The organism is Alphaproteobacteria bacterium PA2 (assembly GCA_002256425.1).
Taxonomy (GTDB): Bacteria; Pseudomonadota; Alphaproteobacteria; order Caulobacterales; family Caulobacteraceae; genus Phenylobacterium.
The window spans coordinates 3354144-3378151 of the sequence record NKIZ01000001.1 but is presented as its reverse complement, the minus strand read 5'-3'; the positions used below and the strand labels follow the sequence as shown (position 1 = coordinate 3378151).

Below are 24008 nucleotides of genomic sequence, written 5' to 3'. Positions count from 1 at the left end.
TTTCTGGGTGCTGACACGGGGACCTGAGGACAGGTCTACTCGTAGCCAGGTGGACGCCAAGACAGGCATCCAAGTCCGCAAGGCGTCGGACACTTCAGCCTCAAAGCGACATCCCCCAATCCCTCTTTCGGTCGGCTGACGGCTCGGGTTGCGGCTCTTGGCGCGCCGGCCCATCGATTTGTCGATCAAAGGTTTTCTCAAGCTTCTTCTCTTTCTCGCTTTCCAGCCTGACATCCCGTGCGATCGGCTCGCGAAGGCCTTGATCCATTCCCGCTCGCCGGTCTGGCGACATCTCAGCCGGATCTGGACGAACATTCTCCGAAGCGATCAGGTTTTGTCCGTCCTTATTGGAAAGCCTCGAGAGCAAGCGCTCCTTGGCGTCGGTGACCACGCTGATGCCGTGCACCGCCCGTGATACCTGGACATAAGCGATGGCTTGGTTCGCATTACGAGAATGCAGGACCGCTATTGGATCATCTCTGAGCGTCAATCCCTGGGCGCGATGAGTGGTCATCGCATAGCCTGGACCCAGGAACCTGAGGTTCGGGTCATTGGCAGGCAATTCAAGCCGTGCTCCTCCATCTCGCTCCAGCGTCACCTGCTTTTCGTCGCTTGAGACGATCGTCACCTTCTCGCCAACCCGCGCTTCAATGCCTTTCAGCGACCGCTCAAACACCATCTGGGCGCCGTTGTAGATTGGCGTGGGTTCCTGCTGATCGAAGACCGAAAATATGTCCCGCCCGTTACGAGCCGCTGAGGCAAGATCGATCGCAAATTGCCGCCCGCTTTGGTTTTCAACATGCAGAAGTGTGGACGTGTCCGCCCGTCCACGAGCTATCACGTGGACCTGTTCATCCTTGGACACGTCCAGCTGTCTGCTTGAGGAGTTGAAGACAAGCACTTGGCCTTCCTTGTAACTTTCTACCTTCCAGCGCTCCGGACCCGTCAAATGAACTTGGACCAAAGGCGAGACTGAGACGCCAGTGCGCCCGATTTCGCCCTGCCTTTCTAGGTGCTCCAGGATCTTGCCATTGATCTCGTGGCGTTCAGCCTGGGTCGCAGTGAGGACGGGCCGGGTCTGGCCCTTTTCATGCGCCGCCTTCCAAAGCTGAAAGGCCTTTTCAACGAGGTCGCTTGAGCCCTTTCCTGCGCCAACCTCGATGAGTGAGAGGCCAAGCCGCTCCACGCCATCCTTGGCGTTTCCTCGGGAGAAGGCTTCGACTGAAGACCGTAGGCCGAGGTCACGCTGGCGGACGATTTCGTCAACGATGGCCTTGGGCGCACCTTCATTCATGAGGTGGCGGAACGGAGCCCCAGCCCCCACGGATCCAAGTTGCCTCTGGTCGCCCACTAAGACCAATTTCGAGAGCTCAAGCTTTCTCGACAGATCGACTATCTTCAGGGCGTCACGATTGGACAGCATGGAAGCTTCGTCGACGACGACCACCTTGCCGGCCCATTGGGATTTTTCATTGCTGGTGGCCCGCCGCTTCCCGTCTGCGACATCGGAGAACTGAGCCAGGAAGCTGGCCGTCGTCTGCGCCCTGTCCATCCGAGCTTCGCTACGAAGTGAGTCAACTGCGGCATGGGTTGGTCCAAGCCCGACTGACGAGATACCCTTGTCGGCCAGGGCCTCATTCACGGTGCGCATCAAGGTCGTCTTGCCGACGCCGGCAGCGCCCTGAATGGCCAGCACCCTGTCTCTGGATGACAGGACGAGCAGGGCCGCAGAGACCTGGCCGGCGTTCAAGTTCAGATCCGAGGATTGGCGATCTGGCTGCTTCAATCGAGAGATGGCTCCGATCTTGTCATAGGCTGGCGTCGACTTGCCCTTGCCACCTTCGATCGATGCAATGAGTTGGCGCTCAAGCGCCAAGGCGTCCGGCGTTGTCAGGCCGCCATGCAGTTTCTGATCTGCGACCTTCAAAACGCCGCCGCGCTCCAACGCCGCGATCTCTTTTGATAGACTTTCGCTCGCCACCTGGAGCGAAGAGGCTTCCAGCGCGCCGCGCATGACCTCTGTCCTTGTGAAGACCGCACGCCGATCTTCTAGAACTTCCACGGCTAAGCTGACAGCTCGGCGGGCTTCTGGATCTCGGCCGACTTCAGGCTCACCAGTCTGGTAGCCATACTTTTCAGAGACGCCTCCCAGAAAGCGCGTTTTCAGGGCCGAAACGAACTCTGCAATGGGGGCGTCGCGCCTGGCTATCTGGTCGGAGGAAAGGACGGCGCCACGTCCACGTTCATGGGCCGCTTTCACCAGACCTTCAGCGTCCAAGCCAACCTCCCGGGCTTCCTCGCGCCATCGTCCCTCGAGCTCGCCAATATCGAGCTTCAGTTTCTTGGGGCGGTCCTTAAGCTTTGCGACTTGAGCGGCGTCCGGCGTGGTGGGCTTTTCCCGCGCATAGGCCTCTTCGACCCGCTTGGTCGCCTTGGAGAAGGCCTCCCTCTGTTCTTGCTTCACAGCAGAAAGCTCAAAGGTCCCGCCCTTATGAGGCTGGACGTCATAGCCGAGCTCCATGGATGCCCGAGCGAGCTCTCGTTGGTAGATGAGGCCCAGCGTGACCTGTCCCTCAAACAGGGCCTTAGATTCAATCGCTCGCCATTCGCCTGCTGATTTCAACCAAGTCGCATTGGCCACGATGACGTGGGAATGTGCCTGCGGATCACCCTCGCGGCTGGTCGCATGGGTTGTCTTGGCGGCGACCAGGTTTCCAGTCGAGACCCTTTCAACTCTGCCCTCCGGTGTCCTGACGCGGGTGACTGCAAGCTCCTTCTCGGCATAACTCATGGCCGCGACGACGGCCTTTTCGTGCGCGGCTAACAGACGATGATCGCCCCCAATGAGGCCAAGGAGGGAGACCGACTTTGGCGCGCTGAAAGTAAGGTCGAAGCCCGCCTTATGTTCCACCTCACCCAAGCGCTCGGCTCTGGAGAGGGGAGGGCCTTCAGGATCTGGATTTCGTCCTCGAAGGACCGATTGAAAGTCCTCGGCGCGTGCCGGGCCTTCAAGACCGAGCGCTTTTGATCCTTCGCCAAGCCAAACGAGGCCAGTTTCCGGCCCGCCTTCCATCGATGAAAGATAGTAGTCTTCTTTCTGATAATACTGCCCGCCGGAGGCTGATGAGACAGCCCAGACGCTAAGCATGTCCAAGGTCCTTATCGATAACTGCGGGGGCGGCCAGTTCATCAAGACCCTCGATCGCCCGGTCGCTACGCAGATCCTCGGCCGCTGAGACCAGGCCGTGTGCCCCGAAGAGATTTGCGATCACATCGTCGATGGCAGGCGATCGATCCTGGCGATCGGGAAGAGACCGGTCCCCATCGACCTGGTCCTCCGCAATGTCGGCTTGATCCTCGACCTGCGGCTCGATCAGCGGCATGGTCTCGGGCTCGGGCGGCGGTTGGAATGCCCCGCCTTCCGAACCCTTCCTGGTCGTTTGCTCGCCAAGTTCGCTGCTGTCGTGAACGCGAATTTCAAAGAGGGGCAGGGGCCTTTGGTCTCGCCCTGGGTGCTGCAATCGAACAATAGCGGCGTCGGGCGCCATATTGACCAGTTCGTGAAGGCTTCTAGGGGGCGGGGGCGAGTGACTTTTCCCAATTCTTGGGAACTGGGAGCGCCACCAGGCCTTCTGGGACCTGGCGTGGTTTTCGCTGACCACAGCTTCAAGATAACGCGCAAGGTCTTGGGCCTCGCCCATCCCCGTCGGCTTGAGCAGGAACTGTTCCCCAAATTTGGCCAGGAAGTCTGGAACTTCCAACCCGTCGTCACAGTCCTGGATTTCAGAAAACCCGTCAGACGCCAGGCTAATGGGCGCAGGCCATGCGACAAGGCCGGTAAGGGAAGGCATCAGACCGACCCCGAACTGAGGCGGCCTTACAAACACCAAATGTGGGGGTAGCCCTCCACTGGACTTGGCCCGGCGGATAGCCAGGCCAAGCATGAAGTCGAGAGCCTCTTGGGTCTTCTCGTCAGCTTGGGTCAGGACCAATACACCGGCTGTTCCGGTATTCGCCCATTCCAGAAGCCTGATCGGGTTGGGCCCGGCGGCTCTCTCGAAAGCTGCGAGGAGGTCCAATCCATATTGCAGACCTCGCGGCGTAAACGCGTGAATTCCCGCCTGTTCAATGAGGATGGCCAGCAGGGTATCGTCAGCGTTCTCCAAAAGGGTGCGCAGGGTCGCAATAGAGGGGCGCCAAGGCTTTGCAGCGAGAAACGCGTAAGCGGCCAGAACGATCTGCCCACCCTCCATAGCGATTGGGCCGCTCGGGAGAATGGCCCTCAGGAAGATCGCAAACTCATGGGGTGAAAGTCCCTCGGCGACAGGGTCCCATCCGGATTTGAGTGGGTTGCCCAGCTCGCAGACCGTGTCTGAGGTCGGTTGCCGGTGTGACCCAACAAGTCGACGGTCGGGGTCATAGACGATGACCTTGCGCTTGCCATGCCTGAGGCCACTCAAGATTCTGGAAACGAGTTCGACCCGAAACCGCTCGTCCCCACCCAGGGCCAGGAAGTTGCCGGTCGTAGCCAGGTGGCCAAAGAGTTCCTTTGCCGACTTCGCGCCGCCTTTCGGTCCGATCCTTCGCCGTCTGATTTCGGTGTCGAGGAGGGCGCCGCATCGTTCGGGCGCCGTGATCTTCTCGCCATGCCTCTCCGCCCATTGCAGTGAGGTCATTTGGTTCACTGCCAGGGCGAGGAAGGTGACGATCCCTCCTGTGGCCAGGCCAGTAATCAGCACAAAGCCTAAGACGCCGCCGGCCAGGATTTTTAGCACGTCGGTCATGTGCAACAGGCTTGTTCTGAAAATTGCGATGGCGCTGATCTCGCAAAGGCACGCCCCCACAGCGCCAGCCCATAAGGCTGCGCTAAAGGCCTCTCGCCCGCCTTGGCGGACGACGAACGGGAGGAACCGAAATCGCGCAGCCAGCATCTTACTGGTGCCCTAACCGAGCAGCTGCTGTTAGCCCTTCAAGCGCCTTAAGGAGGTCCGCGACTGGGCCGCTGTCAGGCGCGTCGGGAAGGTCGGCGGGGCGAGGGGGGAGGGGCCCTAGAGCCAAGGCGGCCTGAGCTGGAAGGCATCGACTAAGGGCTGCCGCGATAGCAGGATTGGTCACAGAGGCAAGGGCAAGGCCCGCGCTGGCGCTGATCATGGCGTAGTGCGCGCCCAGTCGAGAATAGTAACCCTCAGGATCGTCGACAGCCCTGGCGATCAAGGCCTCGACCATCTTCGTGGCGGACAGGCCGGCCTGGTCTGCGAGCCTTGCCAGTTGATCTCGTGCGACGGCGTTCAGCCGGAAGGAGCTTACGGGCAGGCGCTCAGGCGCCGGAGCAAGATCGGCATCCAAACGTTGGTCTGGTGGCGTGTTTACAAATGCAGGCGCGATTTCAGGCAGAGTGTCCATTGGCAGCCATCCTACAACGTTGGATAATTCAATAAAAACAATGAAAGGGCCAAGCCGCAGGCATGCGTGGTGTCTGCTCTATTTAATGGTGTAGACACGAAGTCAGGGCTCTTCAGGGTTCCAGCGGTTGGTCTCCGCCAGGTGGCGTCAGCGTTCATCGAAGGCATGTTTGCCTCTTGAGCGCAGGACGAGGTCCAGGCCTTCGCCGATCAGATATTGGACCGTTACACCTTCCTCGGCGGCGGCGATTTTGACGGCCCTGGCAAGCTCGGCCGAAAAGTACCCTGCGATCATCACCTTCCCCTCCCGGGCGGGCGTGGAGCCTTGGTAGGAGACTTTGGGTGCTGGCTGCTCCTCGGAGACGGGCTTGGTCGCAATGCCGGCTGATCTAGCGAGACGGGCCTTGAGGTCTGGGCGAGGGGTCACAGCGGAAGCTCCGCCTGGACGTCCAAGGAATGGTCGCATAGCCCCTTGACCCGCTTCGCTGCAGCGCCGCCGCAATCGCCCGACAGGGTTAGGTTTGGCTTAGACCCATTGCCCAGGCGATCAGCCAGCCAGTCGTAGAGACGCTCAATTTCTGCAGCGGCCTTGCCCTCCGGCTCAAACTCCATGGCCCCAAGCCCTAGGAGCGCCGCATGGCGGAAGGCCGACCGCTCAGTGACTTCGACCGAAACAAGAGGCAGCCCGGCCTCCTCGATCAGGGCGGCGGCTTCCTGCTTGAGTTTACTGGCGCGAGGGGGAAGGGCGTTCAGCAGGGCGAAGGCCGGCTTCTGAGCAACCCTCATCAATTCGATCGTTGTGCGAATGGCATCCAGATCGAAGGCGCTTGCTCGCGCCGGAATTAGGATGAGATCTGCAGCTCGGGCGGCGGCGACCGCAGCCCCGTCGGCGGCCGGTGGTGTGTCTATGACAACCAAGCCAACGTCTGCTTCCTCAGCTTCCTTCAAGACGTGGGAAAGCCGCGTCGAGGGAACCGCCACGACAGGCACGTCGTCTTTGCCTCTCCAGTCGCTCCAGGCCGCCGCAGAGGCCTGAGGATCCAGATCCAGGACAATGACGCTTGCGCCCCTTCGACTGGCTTCCACGGCCAGATTTAGGGCCACTGTCGTTTTTCCGGCTCCGCCTTTTTGGGCGATCACTGCCAGGGTCTTCATTTTCATCTCCTAGGTCTTGGATATCGAAGGGCCTCATTCCGGCACGCCCTCATGGCCACCCTTCCTCGCGTGGACAGGGCGACCTGAATTCAGGCTGGTAGGTGAGGGGTGTGTGTTGGGACTGGCGGCCATCGCGTCGGCGTCAACGTGAAGCCAAGTTGTTCGATGGACTGTACCCGCCGGGGGCCAAACCTCTCGGAGTAGTGGCGAAGCCAAGCGCCCCACTCGTCTCGACCTGGCTCTATCCGAAAGTGTCCATCCGGATCGATCGGAGGCCCCTCCGCCAAATCCAGGAACGTCCGATCCTGAAGATATGGGATCATCAGGACCGGCTGAGATCTGCGGTGGCAATATGTTCGATAAGCAGGTGCCAGACGGGCAGCTAACTCTTGGTCGCTGACCTTGAGCTTAAGAAAATGCTTTTCACCGGCGGCGTAAAACTTGGGCCGTTCATCTTCCGGCCACTCGCGCCAAAAAGCTTCAAACCTTCCCTCCACCTTGGGCACGTCGCCGCCGCGAATTCGATGGGGGAAAGGAAGGGGGGAATTAGTTCTTGGTATAGATTCTTCTTTGGTAAGGTCCTGATTTACCGGATCCGGAAAACCAGGAAACGGCGTTTCCTGAATATCAGGAAGCGGCAGCTCGCCTCTCAGTTTCACGCTATTTTCACGTAAGGTTTCGACCGTTTCCTGATTTTCAGGAGGCGGCTCGGAAGTCCGTGGTTCTGTTTCAGCAAGGGCTAAATCGTTGCCGACGGTGCCTCCTGAGTCAGGAGGTAGCTTCATCTGAACAGGTTCATCCCAGACGGTGTAACGCACGCCTAGGAAGCGGCCATCAGGACCGAGGAGTTGCTCCTTTTCGATGTAACCAACCGCCACGAGTTCGCAGACTACGGCGTATGCCGTGTCCCGGCCCAGGTCCCGCCCAGCCGTCCCAAGAACCCTTCTAAGGTCACCAATCTGGAGGACCCAATCGTCTCGCTTAGAAAGGAGATGTATCAGGGCAAGTCGAGCGCGAACGCTCAGCACTCGATGCTCAATTATGGCGTTATCGACGACCGTGAAGTTCTTCGTCCGCCGACCGCGGTGGATCGTGATTTCTGCAGAGCCAGTCATCTGCAGCCCCACACCTGCGTGGTAGGCTCAAAACCTAGGACTTCAATGCATCCTGAGAGGTCAGCATGAGGCCGCTGTCGAGGTTCTTTTGGGTTTGCAAAGTCGAAGAATTCCCGTTTGAATTCAATCCGGGAAAAGACCTTAGGTTTGCAAAAAAGGCCAATTATTTCAACATATAAGGCCAGTCTACGAATCTGAGGGTCGGACGTTCGAATCGTTCCGGGCGCGCCATTTTATCCAGGAAAATCAGAAATTTGACGTGGTGTCGTCTGACGCCCTTTGGGCGGTGTGGGATGATCCGGAAAGTCCAGACCACCCCATCCGTAATGGCTTGTGCGCGGACACGCCGCGGGTGAAGCCAGCCCGCTCCTAGACCTCAGTGACGAACTGGTCGGTCGGGCGGCGGACCTTTTCCAGGTTGACCAGCCAGTCGCCCTCTTCCTGGCGATAGCCCAGGGGAATGATCACCACACTGCGCAGGCCGCGGTCCTTCAGGCCGAGGATCTCGTCCAGGGCGACGGGGTCGAATCCCTCCATGGGCGTGGCGTCCACCTCTTCGAAGGCTGCAGCGATCAGAGCGGCGCCGACGCCGATATAGGCCTGGCGGGCGGCGTGCTGATAGTTCAGTTCAGCTTCGCGCTGGGGATAGGTGGCCAGCAGCATCTTGCGATAGTTTTCCCAGCCCTCGTTCTCGAAGCCACGGATCTGATTGGTCAGATCAAACATGTGGTTGATGCGGTCGGCCGTGTAGTTGTCCCAGGCGGCGAAGACCAGCAGGTGCGAGCCCTCGGTGATCTGGGCCTGGTTCCAGGCGACGGGCTGGATGCGGGCCCGGACAGCAGGGTCCTTCACAACAACGATTTCATAGGGCTGCAGGCCGCTGGAGGTCGGCGCCAGCCGGGCGGCCTCAACGATCCGTTCGACCTTGTCGGCCGGAACGGCCTTGGCGGGGTCCATCTTCTTGGTGGCGTAGCGCCAGTTCAGCAGGTCGATCACGGTTTGGGTCATGGGGGAGGTTTTTCCAAAGGGTTGGCGGACCGGAATGGTCGTCGGCAGGCACATCTAGGAATGTGCGCGGGGTTTGATAGGGCTAAACGCCCGAAGATCGGAGTTTGCTCCCGCAGAAATTCTGCAGGTCGCCCGTCGACTTGCTACAGCCCGTCGATCCGGCATCCCCGCGCTTCGAGCACCGGCTTCAGCGCCCAATAGGCCGCCGGGGTCCGCATCAGGGGAATGCGGGGATAGAGGTGGTGGATGATGTGGAACTGCATGCCCATGGATCCGATATTGCCCACGGCGCTGCGGAAGGCGCGGGTGTCGCGATAGCGGCCGGACTCGGTTCCCGGATGGTGTGGGGCCCAGCTGAGATAGAACTGGATATAGGTCTGGGCGATGTGCCGGGGCAGCCACCAGATCAGGGCTGCGACCAGGGCGTGACCGGTCCAGGCCATGGTGAAGAGAATGCCCAGATAGGACAGCTGGAAGACCAGGGCGATCAGGCCAGCCTTCTGGGCCTCTGGGGTTCCCAGTCGCTGCAGGGTCTCCCCATATTTTGCGTTGCCTTTGGAGCCAGGCTGCCGGTTGCGGATGCTGTTCAGTATGGAATCCCAGGGCCCCTTGGCCTTGGTGCTGATGTCGGGATCCAGCTCCGGATGGTTGGCGTGCTTGTGGTGCTCAAGGTGGGTCAGGCGCGCGACATCATAGGGCAGGACCAGGGGGATGGTGGACAGGTGCCCCACCAGTTCGTTCAGCCAGAACAGCTTGTCGCCCTCCTGGGCGATGATCCGGTGCTGGGCTTCGTGGGACGGCAGATAGCTCAGCATCACGTTCAGTGTGGCGATGGGGAAGGCGAGACACAGGGGCAAAATGCCCGACAGGGTCAGGGGCCAGAGGGACAGCCAGACCACCAGATTGCCCAGGCCCCAGCTGATGGAGCCCCAGGGCAGGCCGCCCATGTACTGATCGGCGATCTTCTTCTCCAGGCGCATGAGTTCCTGGCTGGACAGGGCCGACAGGTTCTCGGGCGCAGCGACCGCTGAAGCCTTCATATCCAGCGACCTTTCCAGGTGGCGAAGGCGCCCCAGGCCCCGCCGATGACCAGGCCGACCACCAGGGGTGGCGCACCCGGACTGAGGTTGGTCAGGACAATGATTTCCTTGATGAGGGGGGCCAGGAAGCCGATCCCGAACAGGAGGGGCATGAATTTGAAGAGTGGCCCCAGAATGGCTCGGATCATGGGATGGCGTGGTCCTGCGAACAGTTCTGAACTGCAAACCTGACACGCACGTCATTTTTCTGCAAGGCGTGTCTTGCGCCACCCGGACCTGTCTTATGAAAAGCACAGCAGCCCGAAACTTGTGCAACCTGCTTTGACAATTGTCCGCTGACTGCACACTATTCCAAGCTGTAATATGGCGAAGATAAGCCAAACCTCTGGGGAAATTGAATGAAAAATCCGAAAAACACATCGCTTATCAAGGCCTTGCTGCTGGGCAGCGTGGCCGGATTGGCGATGACCGCGACGGGCCCTGCCTTCGCTCAAACGGCCGCTGCGGCGCCTGCCGGCGCGGCCAAGGCCGATGCCGTCGATGAAGTCATCGTCATCGGCACCCGTCGTACCGACCGCACGGTCGCCGACTCCGCCTCTCCGATCGATGTGGTCAGCGCCAGCGAACTGGCCGCCCAACCGTCCGGCAACATGCTGGACACCCTGAACAACATCATTCCGTCGTTCTTCGTCGGCCAGAACACCATTTCCGACGCTTCGACCTTCGTCCGCGCGCCGTCCCTCCGCGGCCTTCCGGCCGACCAGGTCCTGGTGATGCTCAACGGCAAGCGTTACAACCGTTCGGCTCTGGTCCAGGTCTATAACGGTGGCGACACCGGCCTGTCCTTCGGCTCCCAGGGCGCCGATATTTCCGCCATCCCCTCCATCGCCATCAAGAGCCTGGAAGTCCTTCGCGACGGCGCGACGGCGCAGTACGGCTCGGACGCCATCGCCGGCGTCCTGAACTATGGCCTTCGCGATGACATGGGCTTCGAAATGCAGGCCCGTTACGGCCAGTATCAGACCAACAGCGACGGCGAGAGCTACCAGATCGCCGCCAGCGGTGGCCTGAGACTCGGTGAGACCGGCTTCATCCGCGTCTCCGGTGAATACAACAACGACGCCCAGACCAGCCGTGGCGAGACCCGGCCGATCGCCGCAGCCTTCGCCGCGGAGAATCCGACCCTGGCCAGCAAGCTGCCGCACTATCCCCTGCCAGTTCAGATCTGGGGTACTTCGCCCAGCGAGGGCTACAAGTTCATCGTCAATTCGGGCTTTGAAATCTCCGATTCCGCCAAGGTCTACGCCTTCGCCAACCTCGCCCACAGCGACGCGGACCAGAGCTTCAACTTCCGCTCATCGGTGGTGGGGTCGCGGCCCTTCAAGACCACGGACGGACAGACCATCAGCATTGGCGGGCGGTCCTTCTTCCAGCAGCCCTACTATCTGACCACCTGCCCGACCGGCAATGCGACCTGCCCGGCTGGCGGCTACGTCCAGGACAGCAATGTCTTCATGCTGAGCTCGATCTATCCCGCAGGCTTCACCCCGCGGTTTGTCGGCAAGACCGACCAGGCCTTCGGAACCTTGGGCCTCAAGGGCAAGACGGCCGGCGGCATCGGCTATGACCTGTCCGGGTCGATCAGCCGTAACTCCCTCGACCTGTCGATGTACAATTCCACCAGCCCGTCCTACGGCAAGGCCTCGCAGACCAGCTTCCAGTTCGGCAAGCTGATCCAGAAGGAAATGAACGGCAGCCTCGACCTGACCTATGACATGGACGCCGGCTTTGCGAGCCCGGTCACCCTGTCCGGCGGCGCCGAGTATCGCCGGGAAACCTATACCGCGACCGAGGGTGATCCCCAGTCCTACGGCGCCGGCCCCTATGCCGTTCCGCACCCCCTCTATGTTCAGACCGCTCCGGGTGTCTACAGCGCTACCGGAACCTTCACCTCTGCGGAAAGCCCGGCGGCCAGCGGCTATGGCGGCACCAGCCCGACCTATGCCGGCAAGAATGAGCAGGCCAGCTATGGCTTCTATGCCGGTGCTGAAACCGATCTGACCGACGCCTTCTCGGTCGGCGCCGCCGGCCGTTACGAGCACTACGACACCTTCGGCAGCGCCTGGGTCGGCAAGCTGAACGGCATCTATCATGTGAACGACCAGTTCGCCCTGCGCGCGACGGTTGGCAGCGGTTTCCACGCGCCGACCCCGGGCCAGAGCAATACCCAGGTCCTGACCACCAACTTCGTGGCGGGTAACTCGGTCCAGACCGGCACCTTCCCGGTGACCAGCTCGGTGGCCAAGTATTTCGGCTCCAAGGCCCTCAAGCCTGAGGAATCCCGGAACTTCGGTATCGGCTTTGTCTATCAGCCCACCGGCGCCCTGACGCTGACCGTTGACGCCTACAACATCAAGGTCACCGACCGGATCTTCATCTCCCGGACCTTCAAGGTCAGGGCAGCTGATATCACTGCGCGGCCGGAACTGGCCTCCGTGGGCATTGATGGCGAAGTCCAGTACTTCACCAACTCCCTCGACACCACCACCAAGGGCGTCGACATTGTCGGCAGCTATCGGACCGAACTGGCTGATGGCCGACTGAACCTGACTGCGGCCTACAACTTCAACGAAAACAAGGTCACCAAGTTTGATGCGGCGGCTATTGGCGCCAATCAGATCGTGGACGCTGAGAACCTTGCGCCTCACCATCGTCTGAACCTGGCGGCCAACTGGAAGCGTGACGCCCTCGCCATCAATGCGGCGGGTCACTATTACAGCAGCTGGCGCGCCCAGTCCGACTATCCCGGTCAGGAGTTCGGTGCGAAGTTCACTGTGGACCTCGACGCCAGCTACACCTTCGCCGAGAAGTACACCTTCACGGTCGGTGCAAATAACCTGTTCAACACCTTCCCGGACAAGATCGCCGCCTCGGCGAGCAACCCGATCTTCACCCTGACCAACAGCACGGGTGACGGGCAGGTCTATCCCCGTAACGGCGGACCCTTCGGCTTCAACGGCGCCTTCTGGTATGCCCGCATGAAGGTTGTCTACTAAACCTCCAGAAACCACTGGAAGATTGTTGGGCTGGGCAGGCTTAGGCTTGCCCAGCCCACTTTTTTTGGGTTTCGTCCCAGGCCTGTCTGCAAGGAAGTGAAGTATGCGCATCGCCCGGCTCTCGCTCATCGCCCTGATCGGCCTGTCCCTGTTCAGCGGCCAGGTCCAGGCGGCGGAGCCCCTACCGGTCGGCGCCGAGCATGGCATGGTCGTTTCCGCCCATCGGCGGGCAAGCCAGGCCGGCGTTGAGGTTCTGCGCAAGGGCGGCAATGCAGTCGACGCTGCGGTCGCCGTGGCCTACGCCCTGGCTGTGACCTTTCCCGAGGCCGGCAATATCGGCGGCGGCGGCTTCATGATGGTGCGCATGCACGACGGCCGTCAGACCTTCATCGACTTCCGCGAGGTCGCCCCCAAGGCCGCGACCGCCACCATGTATCTGGACGCAGAGGGCAAGGTCATTCCGGGCCTGTCGGCCAGAGGCTATCGGGCCGTGGCGATCCCCGGAACCGTGGCCGGGCTGGAGCTTGCCCGGCAGAAATACGGAACCCGTCCGCGGGCCGAGCTGATGGCCAGCTCGATCAAGCTCGCCTCGAAAGGTTTCCCCCTGGATCAGGGCGACGCCACAATGCTCAATGAAGGCGCTGCCGATTTTGCCAAGGACGCCCCCAGCGCGGCTATCTTCCTCAAGGCCGGCGGCCCCTGGCGCAAGGGCGACCTGTTTGTCCAGGCCGACCTGGGCAAGACCCTGAAGGCCATATCCGACAAGGGCGCCGACGCCTTCTATCGCGGGGCGCCGGCGGCCAGCATGGTCGCCGCCAGCAAGGCCCATGGCGGCATTCTGGCCGATGCCGATTTCACCGACTACCGCCCCGTCGAACGTACGCCGATCGAATGTGACTATCGCGGCTATCGGGTGATTTCCGCCCCCCTGCCCAGCTCGGGCGGGGTGGTGATCTGCGAAGTCCTGAACATACTTTCGGCCTATCCCCTGAAGGACCTGGGCTTCCATTCAGCCCAGAGCGTCCACTACATGACCGAGGCCCTGAGGCGGGCCTACCATGACCGCAACGTCAATCTCGGCGATCCGGACTTCGTGAAGGTCGATGTCGCCCGCTTCCTGTCGCCGGACTACGCCGCCCAGCTGCGCCAGGGTATTTCCGCCAACAAGGCGACACCGTCCGTCTCTCTGGGCGTCCCCGGCGTCGGGCGTGAGGGCAGCAGCACGACCCACTTCTCCATCGTCGACGAACAGGGCAATGCGGTCTCCCTGACCTATACCCTCAACGACTGGTTCGGCGCCCGGGTGACGGCGCCAGGGACCGGCATCCTGCTCAATGACGAAATGGATGATTTCTCGTCGAAGCCCGGCGAACCCAACATGTACGGCCTGGTCGAAGGGGTGAACAACGCCATTGCGCCCGGCAAGCGCCCCCTGTCCTCCATGAGCCCGACCATTGTCACAAAGGACGGCAAGCTGGCCATGGTCCTGGGCACCCCCGGCGGCAGCCACATTCCGACCGGCGTCCTGCAGGTCATGATCAACATGATCGACCACGGGATGACGGTGACCGAGGCGGTCAACGCCCCGCGCATCCATGCCCAATGGCTGCCGGACGTGATCTATTACGAGCCAGGCTCCCTCAGCGCTGACACCATGTCCGTTCTTGCCTCCTTTGGTCACAAGCTTGAGCCCATGGACTACTGGAACCAGATCGCCGCGATTTACGTGGGCGGTCCGGCGATCGGGTCGCCGCCCCTGGGGGACGACCGGCTCTATGGGGCGATCGATCCCCGCCTGCCCGTTGGAGATGTCGCCGGCTACTGAGGCCACCTGACCCCTGTAGCCACTGGCGTCAGATCGCCTATAACATCTCCATGCCCCCGCGCCTGCGACCGACTCGACTGGAATACGTGGTCGATGGCGTGCGCCTGCGCGCCCAGCTGTCCGCTGCAGCCCTGGACGCCGGGGGCGATGAGGTCGAGCAGCGCAAGCGGGCGCTGGATATCCTGAAACAGGCCCTGTTCCGCGGCCGGATGATCGCCAAGGAGCGCCTGGAAAACGGCGCCGGCGGCATCGAGACCGCCCGCCTGCTGTCGGGGGTCACCGACGAGGTGGTCACCGCCCTGTATGACTTCACGACAGTCCACGTCTTCCGGGCCCGCAATCCCACAGAGGGCGAGCGCCTGGCCCTCATCGCTGTGGGTGGATATGGCCGGGGCACACTGGCGCCCTTTTCAGACCTCGATCTGCTGTTCCTGCGCCCCTACAAGCAGACCCCCCACGCCGAGAGCGTCATCGAGTACATGCTCTATGCCCTGTGGGATCTGGGCTTCAAGGTGGGTCACGCCTCCCGGACCGTGGAAGAGTGCATCCGCCTGTCCAAGGAAGACTATACCATCCGCACCTCGATCCTCGAGGCCAGGCGCCTGACCGGCGACGAGGCCCTGGCCGATGATCTGACCAAGCGGTTCCGCGCCGAAGTGGTCAAGGGCACGGCGGCCCAGTTCGTCGCCGCCAAGCTGAAGGAGCGGGACGAGCGCCAGGAGCGGGCCGGGGCCAGCCGCTATATGGTCGAGCCCAATGTCAAAGAGGGCAAGGGCGGCCTGCGGGACCTGAACACCCTGTTCTGGATCGCCCAGTACCTGCACCCGGTGGCCCAGGTCGACCGGTTGAATGGCGTCATCCAGCTGGACATGTTCGAGCGCCGTGAGGTCTCGGCCTTTGTCCGCGCCTTTGATTTCCTCTGGGCCATTCGCTGTCACCTGCATTTCGCCACGGGCCGGCCTGAAGAGCGCCTGACCTTCGACATCCAGCCGGAGATCGCCCGGCGAATGGGCTATGGCGACCGGGGCGACGCGCCGGCGGTGGAGCGCTGCATGCGGCGCTATTTCCTGATCGCCAAGGAGGTCGGCGCCCTGACCCGGGTCTTCGCCGCCAAGCTGGAATCCGAGCGGGTCAAGCAGGAGCCCAAGGGCCTGTCACGTCTGCTTCCCGGACGGGGCAAGGGGCGGCGAACGGCGCTGGATCCCGGCTTTCACGAGGATGGCGGTCGACTGAATGTCGACGGCCCCGAAGTTTTCGAGTCCGATCCGGTCAATCTGCTGCGCCTGTTCCGTCTTGCGGACCGAAGGGACCTGGACCTCCATCCCGACGCCTTTACCTATGCCTCGCGCCTGCATGAGCTGATCGGACCCAAGGTCCGTCGCGATCCGGAGGCGGCCAAGGTCTTCCTGGACATCCTCGCCCATGGCCGGGATCCCCAGCGCATCCTCTCCATGATGAACGAGGCCGATGTCCTGGGCCGGTTCGTTCCGGAATGGGGCCGCATCGTCGCCCAGATGCAGTTCAACATGTACCACTCCTATACGGTGGACGAGCACACCCTGCGGGCGGTGGGCTTCATTGCCCAGATCGCCGCCGGGCGGTTCGCCGAGGATCATCCCCTCTCGACCGCCATCATGCCCCTGATCGCTGACCGTGAGGCCCTGTTCCTGGCCATGCTCTTGCATGACACCGGCAAGGGCGGAGCCGGCGGCCAGGAAAAGGCCGGCGCCCGGGCGGCCCGCCAGGCCTGCGAGCGTCTGGGTCAGGACCGTCAGAGGATCGAGCTGGTGGCCTGGCTGGTGGAACATCACCTGCTGATGAGCGACACGGCCCAGAAGCGCGACGTCTCCGATCCCCGCACGGTAGTGGACTTCGCCCGGGTGGTGGAGACCCCCGAGCGGCTGCGCCTGCTGCTGGTCCTGACCGTGGCCGATATCCGCGCCGTCGGGCCGGGAGTCTGGAACGGCTGGAAGGGTCAGTTGCTGCGGGAACTCTACGCCGCCACCGAGGCCCTGTTCCGGGGTGGGCGCGGGTCCGATCAGGCCGCCGCGGTCCGCCGTTATCACGAGAACGCCGCCTATGACGCCCGGGTGCGCCTGGTGGACGTGGATCCGGCCGCCACCGCCTGGGCCCAATCCATGGAGGACGCCTATTTCACCTCCTTCGGCGATCCCGAGGTCCAGGCTCACGCCCGACTGGCCCGGACCGCTGAAACCGCTGGCGCAGCGGCCGAAGCCCGGGTCCGTCCCGACCTAAACGCCGCCGAAGTGGTGGTGGCGGCGGCCGACCGGCCCAGGCTCTTTGTCGACCTGGCTCAGTCCCTGACCAATGCCGGGGCAAATGTGGTGGGCGCCCGGGTCTTCACCTCCCGCCAGGGTCAGGCCCTGGACGTCTTCTTCGTGCAGGACGCAGCAGGCAAGCCCTTCGGCCACGACAATCCCAGGGCCCTTCAGCGCCTGGCTGAAATGCTGGTCGGCTCTGGCCGGGGCGAACCGGTCAAGGCGGAAACCAAGAAGCTTGGCGATCTGGGCCGGACGGCCGCCTTCGCCATCACGCCTACAGTCATGCTCGACAATGACGCCTCGGAAGTTTCCACCGTCATCGAAGCCTCGGGCCGGGACCGGCCGGGTCTGCTGGCCGCCCTGGCCAAGCCGATTTCCGACGCCGGCCTGCTGATCCTGTCGGCCCACATTGACGGCTATGGCGAGCGGGCCGTGGACGCCTTCTATGTGGTGGACAGCGAGGGCAAAAAGGTCGTTGAGCCCAAGGCCATGACCGCCCTCAAGGCCGACCTCATCGCCGCCCTCGAGGACGACCGAGACCAGCCCATCGTCAAACCCAGGGCCAACCTGCAGAAGGCCCGCGCCAGTGTCGCAAGGTAGGCGGCGAGACTTGACCGGCGCACCCATGCCGCGCAGAGAGCGCCCGTGACCGCCGCCGCCCCCAAACCCCCGACCAAGTCCAGCGGTCTGATCCGCTCGTCCATGGTCTATTCAGCCTTCACCCTGATCAGCCGGTTCTTCGGATTCTTCCGCGACCTGGCCCTGGCCTATTATCTGGGCGCCAGCGCATCCTTTGCGGCCGACGCCTACAATATGGCCTTTTCATTCCCCAACCTGTTCCGGCGGATATTCGGAGAGGGCGCCTTTGCCTCGGCCTTTGTCCCGGCCTATTCCAAATCCCTGGCCAAGGATGGCGAGGAGGTGGCCGACGTTCTGGCGGCGGACGCCATGGCGGTCCTTGCGGCTGGCGCCCTGGCGGTGACCATTGTCGCCGAACTGACCATGCCCTGGCTGATCTACGCCATCGCCCCGGGCTTCCAGGGCGAGAAGCATGACCTGGCCGTGCGCCTTACCCAGATCATGATGCCCTATCTGCCGTGCATGGCGATCTACGCCCACCTGTCGGGGGTGCTGAACGGCCGCAACCGCTTCATCCTTTCGGCCGCTGCGCCGATCGTGCTGAACCTCTGGACCCTGATCGCCGTCTGGCCGGCGAAGACCACCCTGGAGGCCGCATATTATGCTTCCTTCGGCGTTGTGGTCGCCGGGATCTCCCAGGCCGCCCTGCTGTGGTGGGGGGTGCGCAGGTCGGGCGCCCAGGTCAGTTTCCGCTGGCCGAGACTGACCCCCGACATCCGCAAGCTGATCCTGCTGGCGGTCCCCGGCTCCATCGCCGCCAGCGCCACCCAGGTGAACATCTTTGTCTCCAGCATGATGGTCAGCCAGGTGAACGGCGCCAGAAGCTGGCTGGCCGTCTGTGACCGGCTTTACATGCTGCCCCAGGGCCTGGTGGGCGTGGCCGTCGGCGTCGCCCTCCTGCCCCAGCTGTCCCGGGCCGTCCACGCGGGCGACCGAGACGCCAGCCAGGGCGCCATAGACGAGGCGATCGTCTTCAGCATGGCCCTGACCCTGCCGGCCGCCGCCGCCCTGCTGGCCATGCCCTTCTTCCTGATTGACGCCCTCTATACCCGCGGCGCCTTCACCACCTTTGACGCCCACTCCACCGCCGAGGCCCTGCGCCAGTACGCCTGGGGCGTGCCGGCCTTTGTTCTGGCCCAGCTGTTCTCCCGGGTCTTCTTCGCCAGCCAGGATACGAAGACCCCCATGCGCTATGCGCTGATTTCCGTGGCGGTGAATGTGGTCGCCGGGGTTTCCCTGTTTGCCGTGATCGGCGTCCCGGGCATTGCAGCGGCCACCAGTCTGGCGGCCTGGGTCAATGTGCTGATGATGTCCGCGACCCTCGCCAGGCGCGGCCTCTACAGCCCCGGCGCGGCGGCGGTTTCGCGGCTTCTCCGTATCCTGGCAGCCACCATAGCCCTGGGGCTGCTGGCCGGTGCGGCGTCCTGGAACCGCGACCTTCTGCAGGGCCTGCTGGGCGGGTTCCATCTGGGTCCCCTGGGCCAGAAGGAGATCGCGGTCCTGCTGGCCTGCTTCGCCATCATGGCCCTCTATCCGGCCCTGCTCTTCGCCTCGGGTGGTCTGACCATCGCCCAGGCCCGCGCCGCCCTCCGCCGCCGGCCGAAGGATCCTGCTGCCCCGGTCCTTGATACGCCGGACTTGCCGTGAACCCGGCCAGGGACTATTGCCACGGCCATGGCTCATACCGGACACGCCGCCCGTCGATGGCGCAGCGCGTAGAACCCGCGCTCACGGCGCATGCGCCTTCCTGTCCTTCTTCGTAAAGCCTGACCCATGACCACACCCCGACACCCCCGCGTCCTTTCGGGCGTCCAGCCCACCGGCGCCCTGCACCTGGGCAACTATCTCGGCGCCCTGGTGAAGTTCACCCGGCTGCAGCACGAGATGGAGACCTTCATCTTCGTGGCCGACCTCCACGCCATCACCCAATGGCAGGATCCCAAGCTGCTGAAGGCCCAGGTCCGCGAGATCGCCGCCGCCTATCTGGCTGCAGGCCTCGACCCCAAGGTCGCCACCATCTTCCCGCAGTCGGCCGTGCCCGAGCACGCCGAACTGGCCTGGGTGTTCAACTGCGTCGCCCGGCTGGGCTGGCTCGACCGGATGACCCAGTTCAAGGACAAGGCGGGCAAGCACAAGGAACGCGAGAGCGTCGGGCTCTACACCTATCCTGTGCTCCAGGCCGCCGACATCCTGATCTACAAGGCGACCCACGTGCCGGTGGGCGAGGACCAGAAGCAGCATCTGGAACTGACCCGGGACATCGCCCAGAAGTTCAACCACGACTTCGATGTCGCCGACTTCTTCCCCCTGCCGGAAGCGGTGATCGAGGGCCCCGGCGCGCGGATCATGAGCCTGCGGGACGGATCCTCGAAAATGTCCAAGTCCGATCCGTCGGACTATTCGCGGATCAACCTGATGGATGACGCCGACGCCATCCTGCAGAAGGTGCGCAAGGCGCGGACCGATCCCGAGCCGCTTCCCGAGACCATGGAAGAGTTGAAAGAACGGCCTGAGGCCCAGAACCTGGTGGGAATCTACGCCGCCCTGGATGGCCGGACCGCGGCCGAGGTCCTGGCCGAGTTTGCCGGCGTGGGCTTCGGGACCTTCAAGCCCCGGCTTGCGGATCTGGCTGTGGCCAAGCTGGGCCCGGTGGGCGAGGCCATGCGTCGCTACATGTCCGACCCCGCCGAGATCGACCGCATTCTGGCTGCGGGCGCCGCCCGGGCCCGTGAGGTCGCCGCCCCGACCCTGGCCGAGGTCAAGTCCATCGTCGGTTACTGGGCCGGATGAGACCCCCTTGCCATGACTCAGCGGGCAGGCCACCGTCCGCCCCATGAGCCAACGCAAGTTCCTGGTCATCGCCGACGAGAGCCCCGAGTTTCAGGCAGCCCTGCGCTTTGCCTGCCGTCGGGCGCGTTCGACCGGCGGGCATGTGGCCCTGCTCAAGGTGATCGAGCCGGCTGTGTTCGAGCACTGGAGCGGCGTGCGCGACGAGATCGAGCGTCAGGCCCGGGAGGAGGCGGAACAGTCCCTCCAGGCCCTGGCCGAGTTCATTGTCTTTGAAACCGGCTCAGCGCCGGAGTTCATCATTGTGCGGGCTGACAATACCCGTGCGGCCCTCCGCGACGTGATCGGCAATGACCCTGACATCAAGATCCTGGTCCTGGCCGCGGCCGTCGGCGGGCGTGGACCAGGCCCCCTGGTGACCTCCATCGCCAAGGAGGGGGTCAAGTGGGGCGCCCGCAAGGTGCCCGTGACTGTGGTGCCGGGCGATCTGACAGACGCGGAAATCGCTGACCTCGCCTGAGGTAGACCTGAAACTGAGAGGCCATCATGGACCGTAAACTCGCCCTGGTGACCGGCGCTTCCGCCGGGATAGGCGCCGCCCTGGCGCGGACCTATGCCAGCCATGGCTATGATGTCGCCCTGACGGCCCGGCGGGCTGACCGGCTGGAGAAACTGGCAGACGAGATTTCCCTCCGGTACGGCGTCGAGGCCCTGACCGTCGTGGCGGACCTTGCTGATCCGAAGGCGCCCGACGCCATTCTCGAGCACCTGACCTCCCACGGGCGGCATGTGGACGCCCTGGTCAACAATGCCGGATACGGTCTGACCGGGACCTATGCGGCGACAACATGGGAGGATCAGGCAAGGTTCATCCAGATCCTGCTGACCGCGCCTTCGGAACTGGCGCACAAGGTCCTGCCGGGCATGATCGAGCGCAGGTTCGGCCGGATCATCAATGTCGCCTCCCTGGCGGGCTTTGCACCGGGATCCAACGGCCACACCCTTTATGGCGCGGTGAAGAGCTATCTGATCAAGTTCTCCCAGAGCCTGCATCTGGAGACCCAGTCCACCGGGGTTCATGTGAGCGCCCTGTGTCCCGGCTTTACCTGGTCTGAATTCCATGACGTGACCGGCACCCGCGATCAGATCAACAAGATCACCCCGGACTGGCTGTGGATGGGCGCTGATGAGGTGGCTGCTGCAGGCTATGAGGCGGCGGAGGCCAACCGGCCGGTCAGCGTGCCGGGCGCCCCCAACAAGGCCATCGCCGCCCTGTCCAAGATCATCCCCGACGACTGGGTCCTGGCCCTGATGGCCTCCCAGAGCGGGAAGTTCCGCAAGATATAGAGCCTGTCCCGGCGCCCCCTTGCGGAGGCGCCGGTTCAGTCATTCGGGGCTATTTCGCCGCCACCTTCGCCGCCGCGGCGGCGTCAGCCTGGGCGGTGCGGGCCTCGCTGAGGATGTAGGCGCGCAGGTCTTCGGTTTCGGCGACGTTCAGGAACTTGGCGAAGCTCGCCATGCCATTGGCCTTGCGGGCGCCGTCCAGGACCACCGATTTGAAGTTCTCGGCGGAGGTCAGCATCTGAGACTTGCGCAGGTCGGGCAGATAGGCGCCCGAAGCGCTGGGGCCGTGACAGACCTGGCAGTTCTCGTGATAGAGCCCGAAGCCCTTCTTGGCGTCCCCTGGAGCCGAGATCTGGGTCAGATCAAGGTCAGGAACAACGGCGACGTCATAGGCCTTTGCCTGGGTCGTTCCGCCCAGCTTGAAGACCATCAGGCGACCGGGCAGGCGGGGCTTGTTGCCCAGCAAGACCGAGGCCGAGACCGGACCGCCGCCGCCATAACCCACCATGACAGCCACATACTGCTCGCCGTCGATTTCATAGGTAGAGGGGGCCGCGACGACGCCGTTGACCGTTTCGTAGTTCCACAGCTTCTTGCCGTTGGCTGCGTCATAGGCGACGAACTGGCCCTCGCCAGCGCCCTGGAAGACCAGGCCGCCAGCTGTCGACATGATGCCGGCGTTCCAGAAGTAGGGGTGCTCGACGGTCCAGCGGGCCTTCTGGGCCACGGGATCCCAGGCGATCAGCTCGCCCTTGAACATGGATTTCATGCCAGCCAGCACAGCCTTGTCGGTCGGCAGGGCGTTGGCCAGGAAGTCGGTGCCGACATTCCAGGCGCCGGCGCGGTACTTGAAGTCCTTGATGTTGGTGTAGGCGAAGGGCGAGGCCTGGGCCGGGATATAGACCAGACCCTCCTTCGGGTTGAAGGCCATGGGGTGCCAGTTGTGGGCGCCCAGGGGGCCAGGCAGCTGCATGGAGGGCTTGTCCGCATAGCGGGCGCCGGGGGTTTCCACGGGGCGGCCGGTCTTCATGTCGACGCCGGTGGTCCAGGTCTGGGGCACAAAGCCCTTGGCCGAGATCAGCTGGCCGGTCGCCCGGTCGAGAACATAGAAGAAGCCGTTCTTCGGGGCCTGCATGGCCACCTTGCGCGGCTTGCCGTCAATGGTCAGGTCCGCCAGCATGATGTGCTGGGTGGCCGTATAGTCCCAGCTCTCGCCCGGGGTGGTCTGGTAGTGCCAGACGTACTCGCCGGTGTCGGGTTTCAGCGCCAGGATGGACGAGACGAACAGGGTGTCGCCCTTTCCCTGTGAACGCTTCAGATGGTTCCAGGGGGTGCCATTGCCGACCCCCAGATAGACAATGTCCAGGTCCGGGTCATAGGCCATGGAATCCCAGATGGTGGCTCCGCCGCCGGTCTTCTTCCAGACATCGCCGAACCAGGTGCCATTGACCTTTTCGGCCAGGATCTTGTCCGAGGCTTCGCCGTCCGGCTTACCCTCGGGGTTGGGGGCCGTGTAGAAGCGCCAGGCCTTCTTGCCGGTTTCGGCGTCATAGGCCGTGACATAGCCGCGGACGCCATATTCAGCGCCGCCATTGCCGATCAGGACCTTGCCCTTGATGATCCGCGGGGCGCCGGTGATGGTGTAGGGCTTGGTGGTGTCCGTGGTCTGGACCGACCAGGCCTGCTTGCCGGTGGCGGCGTCCAGGGCGATCAGGCGACCGTCGAGTACGCCCACATAGACCTTGCCCTTCCAGACCGCGACCCCGCGATTGACCACGTCGCAGCAGGCGTCAAAGGCCTTGGAGCCGTCGATCTTGGGATCGAAGGACCATTTCAGGGCGCCGGTCTTGGCGTCGAAGGCATAGACCTTGGACCAGGCGGTGGTGGTGTAGAGCACGCCGTCAATCATCACCGGCGTGGCTTCCTGGCCGCGGTCGGTGTCGAACTCGTGGTACCAGGCCAGGCCCAGCTTGCTGACATTGGTGGTGTCGATCTTGGTCAGGGGACTGAAGCGCTGCTCGTCATAGGTCCGGCCGACCGACAGCCACTCGCCATTCCCGCTGGCGGCGGCGATCCGCGCGCCATCCACATTGCCGGCGCCTTTGCCGCCGCCCTGACCGCACGCGGCCAGGATAAGCGTCAGCGCCAGCGCGATTGAAAACTTGCCAAGATTCATGGGCCCCTCCCTGGGCGATCGACATCGCGACCTTGCCGCCAATATGCCCAGACGCCCGCTCAGGGCAAGGCGTGACCCAGCGTCAGGAGGGTCTGATTCAGCGCCATTTGCCGATTCCGGAAAAAGCGCCGCGTTAAGACACGACTCATGACTCCGAAACCCGGTCTTTACCCAAGCCC

The 24008-nt window shown here is 63.2% G+C and carries 16 protein-coding genes; 8 read left to right on the top strand and 8 right to left on the bottom strand.

All coding sequences use genetic code 11. The features are described 5' to 3' along the window. Positions 1-100: 100 nt before the first annotated feature. The 4 genes from CFE28_16175 to CFE28_16160 form a co-directional block, all read right to left on the bottom strand. Positions 101-3190, bottom strand: coding sequence for a hypothetical protein (locus CFE28_16175; GenBank protein ID OYU71391.1), 3090 nt, complete (start codon positions 3188-3190; stop codon positions 101-103). Next, positions 3141-4931, bottom strand: a complete 1791-nt coding sequence (locus CFE28_16170) for a hypothetical protein (GenBank protein OYU71390.1) — start codon at positions 4929-4931, stop codon at positions 3141-3143. The genes CFE28_16175 and CFE28_16170 overlap by 50 nt, the downstream gene beginning before the upstream one ends. A gap of 1 nt (position 4932) precedes the next feature. After that, positions 4933-5403: a hypothetical protein gene (locus tag CFE28_16165; protein ID OYU71389.1), complete on the bottom strand. Its 471-nt coding sequence runs from the start codon at positions 5401-5403 to the stop codon at positions 4933-4935. 422 nt (positions 5404-5825) lie between these two features. Further along, a complete protein-coding gene (locus CFE28_16160; GenBank protein ID OYU71767.1) occupies positions 5826-6557 on the bottom strand; it encodes a chromosome partitioning protein ParA in 732 nt (243 codons plus the stop codon). Positions 6558-6946: 389 nt separating this feature from the next. On the opposite strand from CFE28_16160, the gene CFE28_16155 reads away from it, so the two are divergent. Continuing rightward, entirely contained in the window at positions 6947-7231 is a 285-nt protein-coding gene (locus CFE28_16155) for a hypothetical protein (GenBank protein OYU71388.1), read from the top strand. Positions 7232-8041: 810 nt separating this feature from the next. Here CFE28_16155 and CFE28_16150 read toward each other — a convergent pair. The 3 genes from CFE28_16150 to CFE28_16140 form a co-directional block, all read right to left on the bottom strand. Continuing rightward, positions 8042-8680 (bottom strand): NAD(P)H-dependent oxidoreductase, encoded by a 639-nt coding sequence (locus CFE28_16150; GenBank protein OYU71766.1) that lies wholly within the window; start codon positions 8678-8680, stop codon positions 8042-8044. A 143-nt stretch (positions 8681-8823) separates the two neighbouring features. Then, the gene (locus CFE28_16145) at positions 8824-9660 is read right to left on the bottom strand and encodes a beta-carotene hydroxylase (protein ID OYU71765.1); all 837 of its coding nucleotides are present in this window, start codon (positions 9658-9660) and stop codon (positions 8824-8826) included. 56 nt (positions 9661-9716) lie between these two features. Continuing rightward, positions 9717-9908 (bottom strand): hypothetical protein, encoded by a 192-nt coding sequence (locus CFE28_16140; GenBank protein ID OYU71387.1) that lies wholly within the window; start codon positions 9906-9908, stop codon positions 9717-9719. Between the two features lie 276 nt (positions 9909-10184). Between CFE28_16140 and CFE28_16135 the strand changes: the two genes are divergently transcribed. The 7 genes from CFE28_16135 (at position 10185) to CFE28_16105 (ending at position 21656) form a co-directional block, all read left to right on the top strand. After that, complete coding sequence (locus CFE28_16135) at positions 10185-12776, top strand: TonB-dependent receptor (protein ID OYU71764.1); 2592 nt, start codon at positions 10185-10187, stop codon at positions 12774-12776. 103 nt (positions 12777-12879) lie between these two features. Beyond that, positions 12880-14601 (top strand): gamma-glutamyltransferase, encoded by a 1722-nt coding sequence (gene ggt / locus CFE28_16130; GenBank protein ID OYU71386.1) that lies wholly within the window; start codon positions 12880-12882, stop codon positions 14599-14601. A 50-nt stretch (positions 14602-14651) separates the two neighbouring features. Continuing rightward, positions 14652-17483, top strand: coding sequence for a [protein-PII] uridylyltransferase (locus CFE28_16125; protein OYU71385.1), 2832 nt, complete (start codon positions 14652-14654; stop codon positions 17481-17483). Between the two features lie 102 nt (positions 17484-17585). Then, entirely contained in the window at positions 17586-19169 is a 1584-nt protein-coding gene (mviN, locus tag CFE28_16120; protein OYU71763.1) for a murein biosynthesis integral membrane protein MurJ, read from the top strand. 126 nt (positions 19170-19295) lie between these two features. Next, positions 19296-20312: a tryptophan--tRNA ligase gene (gene trpS / locus CFE28_16115; protein OYU71384.1), complete on the top strand. Its 1017-nt coding sequence runs from the start codon at positions 19296-19298 to the stop codon at positions 20310-20312. Positions 20313-20355: 43 nt separating this feature from the next. After that, positions 20356-20829 (top strand): universal stress protein UspA, encoded by a 474-nt coding sequence (locus CFE28_16110; protein OYU71383.1) that lies wholly within the window; start codon positions 20356-20358, stop codon positions 20827-20829. A 26-nt stretch (positions 20830-20855) separates the two neighbouring features. After that, positions 20856-21656, top strand: a complete 801-nt coding sequence (locus CFE28_16105) for a dehydrogenase (protein OYU71382.1) — start codon at positions 20856-20858, stop codon at positions 21654-21656. Between the two features lie 49 nt (positions 21657-21705). Here CFE28_16105 and CFE28_16100 read toward each other — a convergent pair whose 3' ends face one another. Continuing rightward, complete coding sequence (locus CFE28_16100; protein OYU71381.1) at positions 21706-23829, bottom strand: PQQ-dependent dehydrogenase, methanol/ethanol family; 2124 nt, start codon at positions 23827-23829, stop codon at positions 21706-21708. Between the last annotated feature and the right edge of the window lie 179 nt (positions 23830-24008).

Coding starts and splice junctions, on each gene's coding strand:
- CFE28_16175 (OYU71391.1), bottom strand. CDS start 3,190: ATGAACTGGCCGCCCCCGCAGTTATCGATAAGGACCTTGGACATGCTT.
- CFE28_16170 (OYU71390.1), bottom strand. CDS start 4,931: ATGCTGGCTGCGCGATTTCGGTTCCTCCCGTTCGTCGTCCGCCAAGGC.
- CFE28_16165 (OYU71389.1), bottom strand. CDS start 5,403: ATGGACACTCTGCCTGAAATCGCGCCTGCATTTGTAAACACGCCACCA.
- CFE28_16160 (OYU71767.1), bottom strand. CDS start 6,557: ATGAAGACCCTGGCAGTGATCGCCCAAAAAGGCGGAGCCGGAAAAACG.
- CFE28_16150 (OYU71766.1), bottom strand. CDS start 8,680: ATGACCCAAACCGTGATCGACCTGCTGAACTGGCGCTACGCCACCAAG.
- CFE28_16145 (OYU71765.1), bottom strand. CDS start 9,660: ATGCGCCTGGAGAAGAAGATCGCCGATCAGTACATGGGCGGCCTGCCC.
- CFE28_16140 (OYU71387.1), bottom strand. CDS start 9,908: ATGATCCGAGCCATTCTGGGGCCACTCTTCAAATTCATGCCCCTCCTG.
- CFE28_16135 (OYU71764.1), top strand. CDS start 10,185: ATGACCGCGACGGGCCCTGCCTTCGCTCAAACGGCCGCTGCGGCGCCT.
- ggt (OYU71386.1), top strand. CDS start 12,880: ATGCGCATCGCCCGGCTCTCGCTCATCGCCCTGATCGGCCTGTCCCTG.
- CFE28_16125 (OYU71385.1), top strand. CDS start 14,652: ATGCCCCCGCGCCTGCGACCGACTCGACTGGAATACGTGGTCGATGGC.
- mviN (OYU71763.1), top strand. CDS start 17,586: ATGGTCTATTCAGCCTTCACCCTGATCAGCCGGTTCTTCGGATTCTTC.
- trpS (OYU71384.1), top strand. CDS start 19,296: ATGACCACACCCCGACACCCCCGCGTCCTTTCGGGCGTCCAGCCCACC.
- CFE28_16110 (OYU71383.1), top strand. CDS start 20,356: ATGAGCCAACGCAAGTTCCTGGTCATCGCCGACGAGAGCCCCGAGTTT.
- CFE28_16105 (OYU71382.1), top strand. CDS start 20,856: ATGGACCGTAAACTCGCCCTGGTGACCGGCGCTTCCGCCGGGATAGGC.
- CFE28_16100 (OYU71381.1), bottom strand. CDS start 23,829: ATGAATCTTGGCAAGTTTTCAATCGCGCTGGCGCTGACGCTTATCCTG.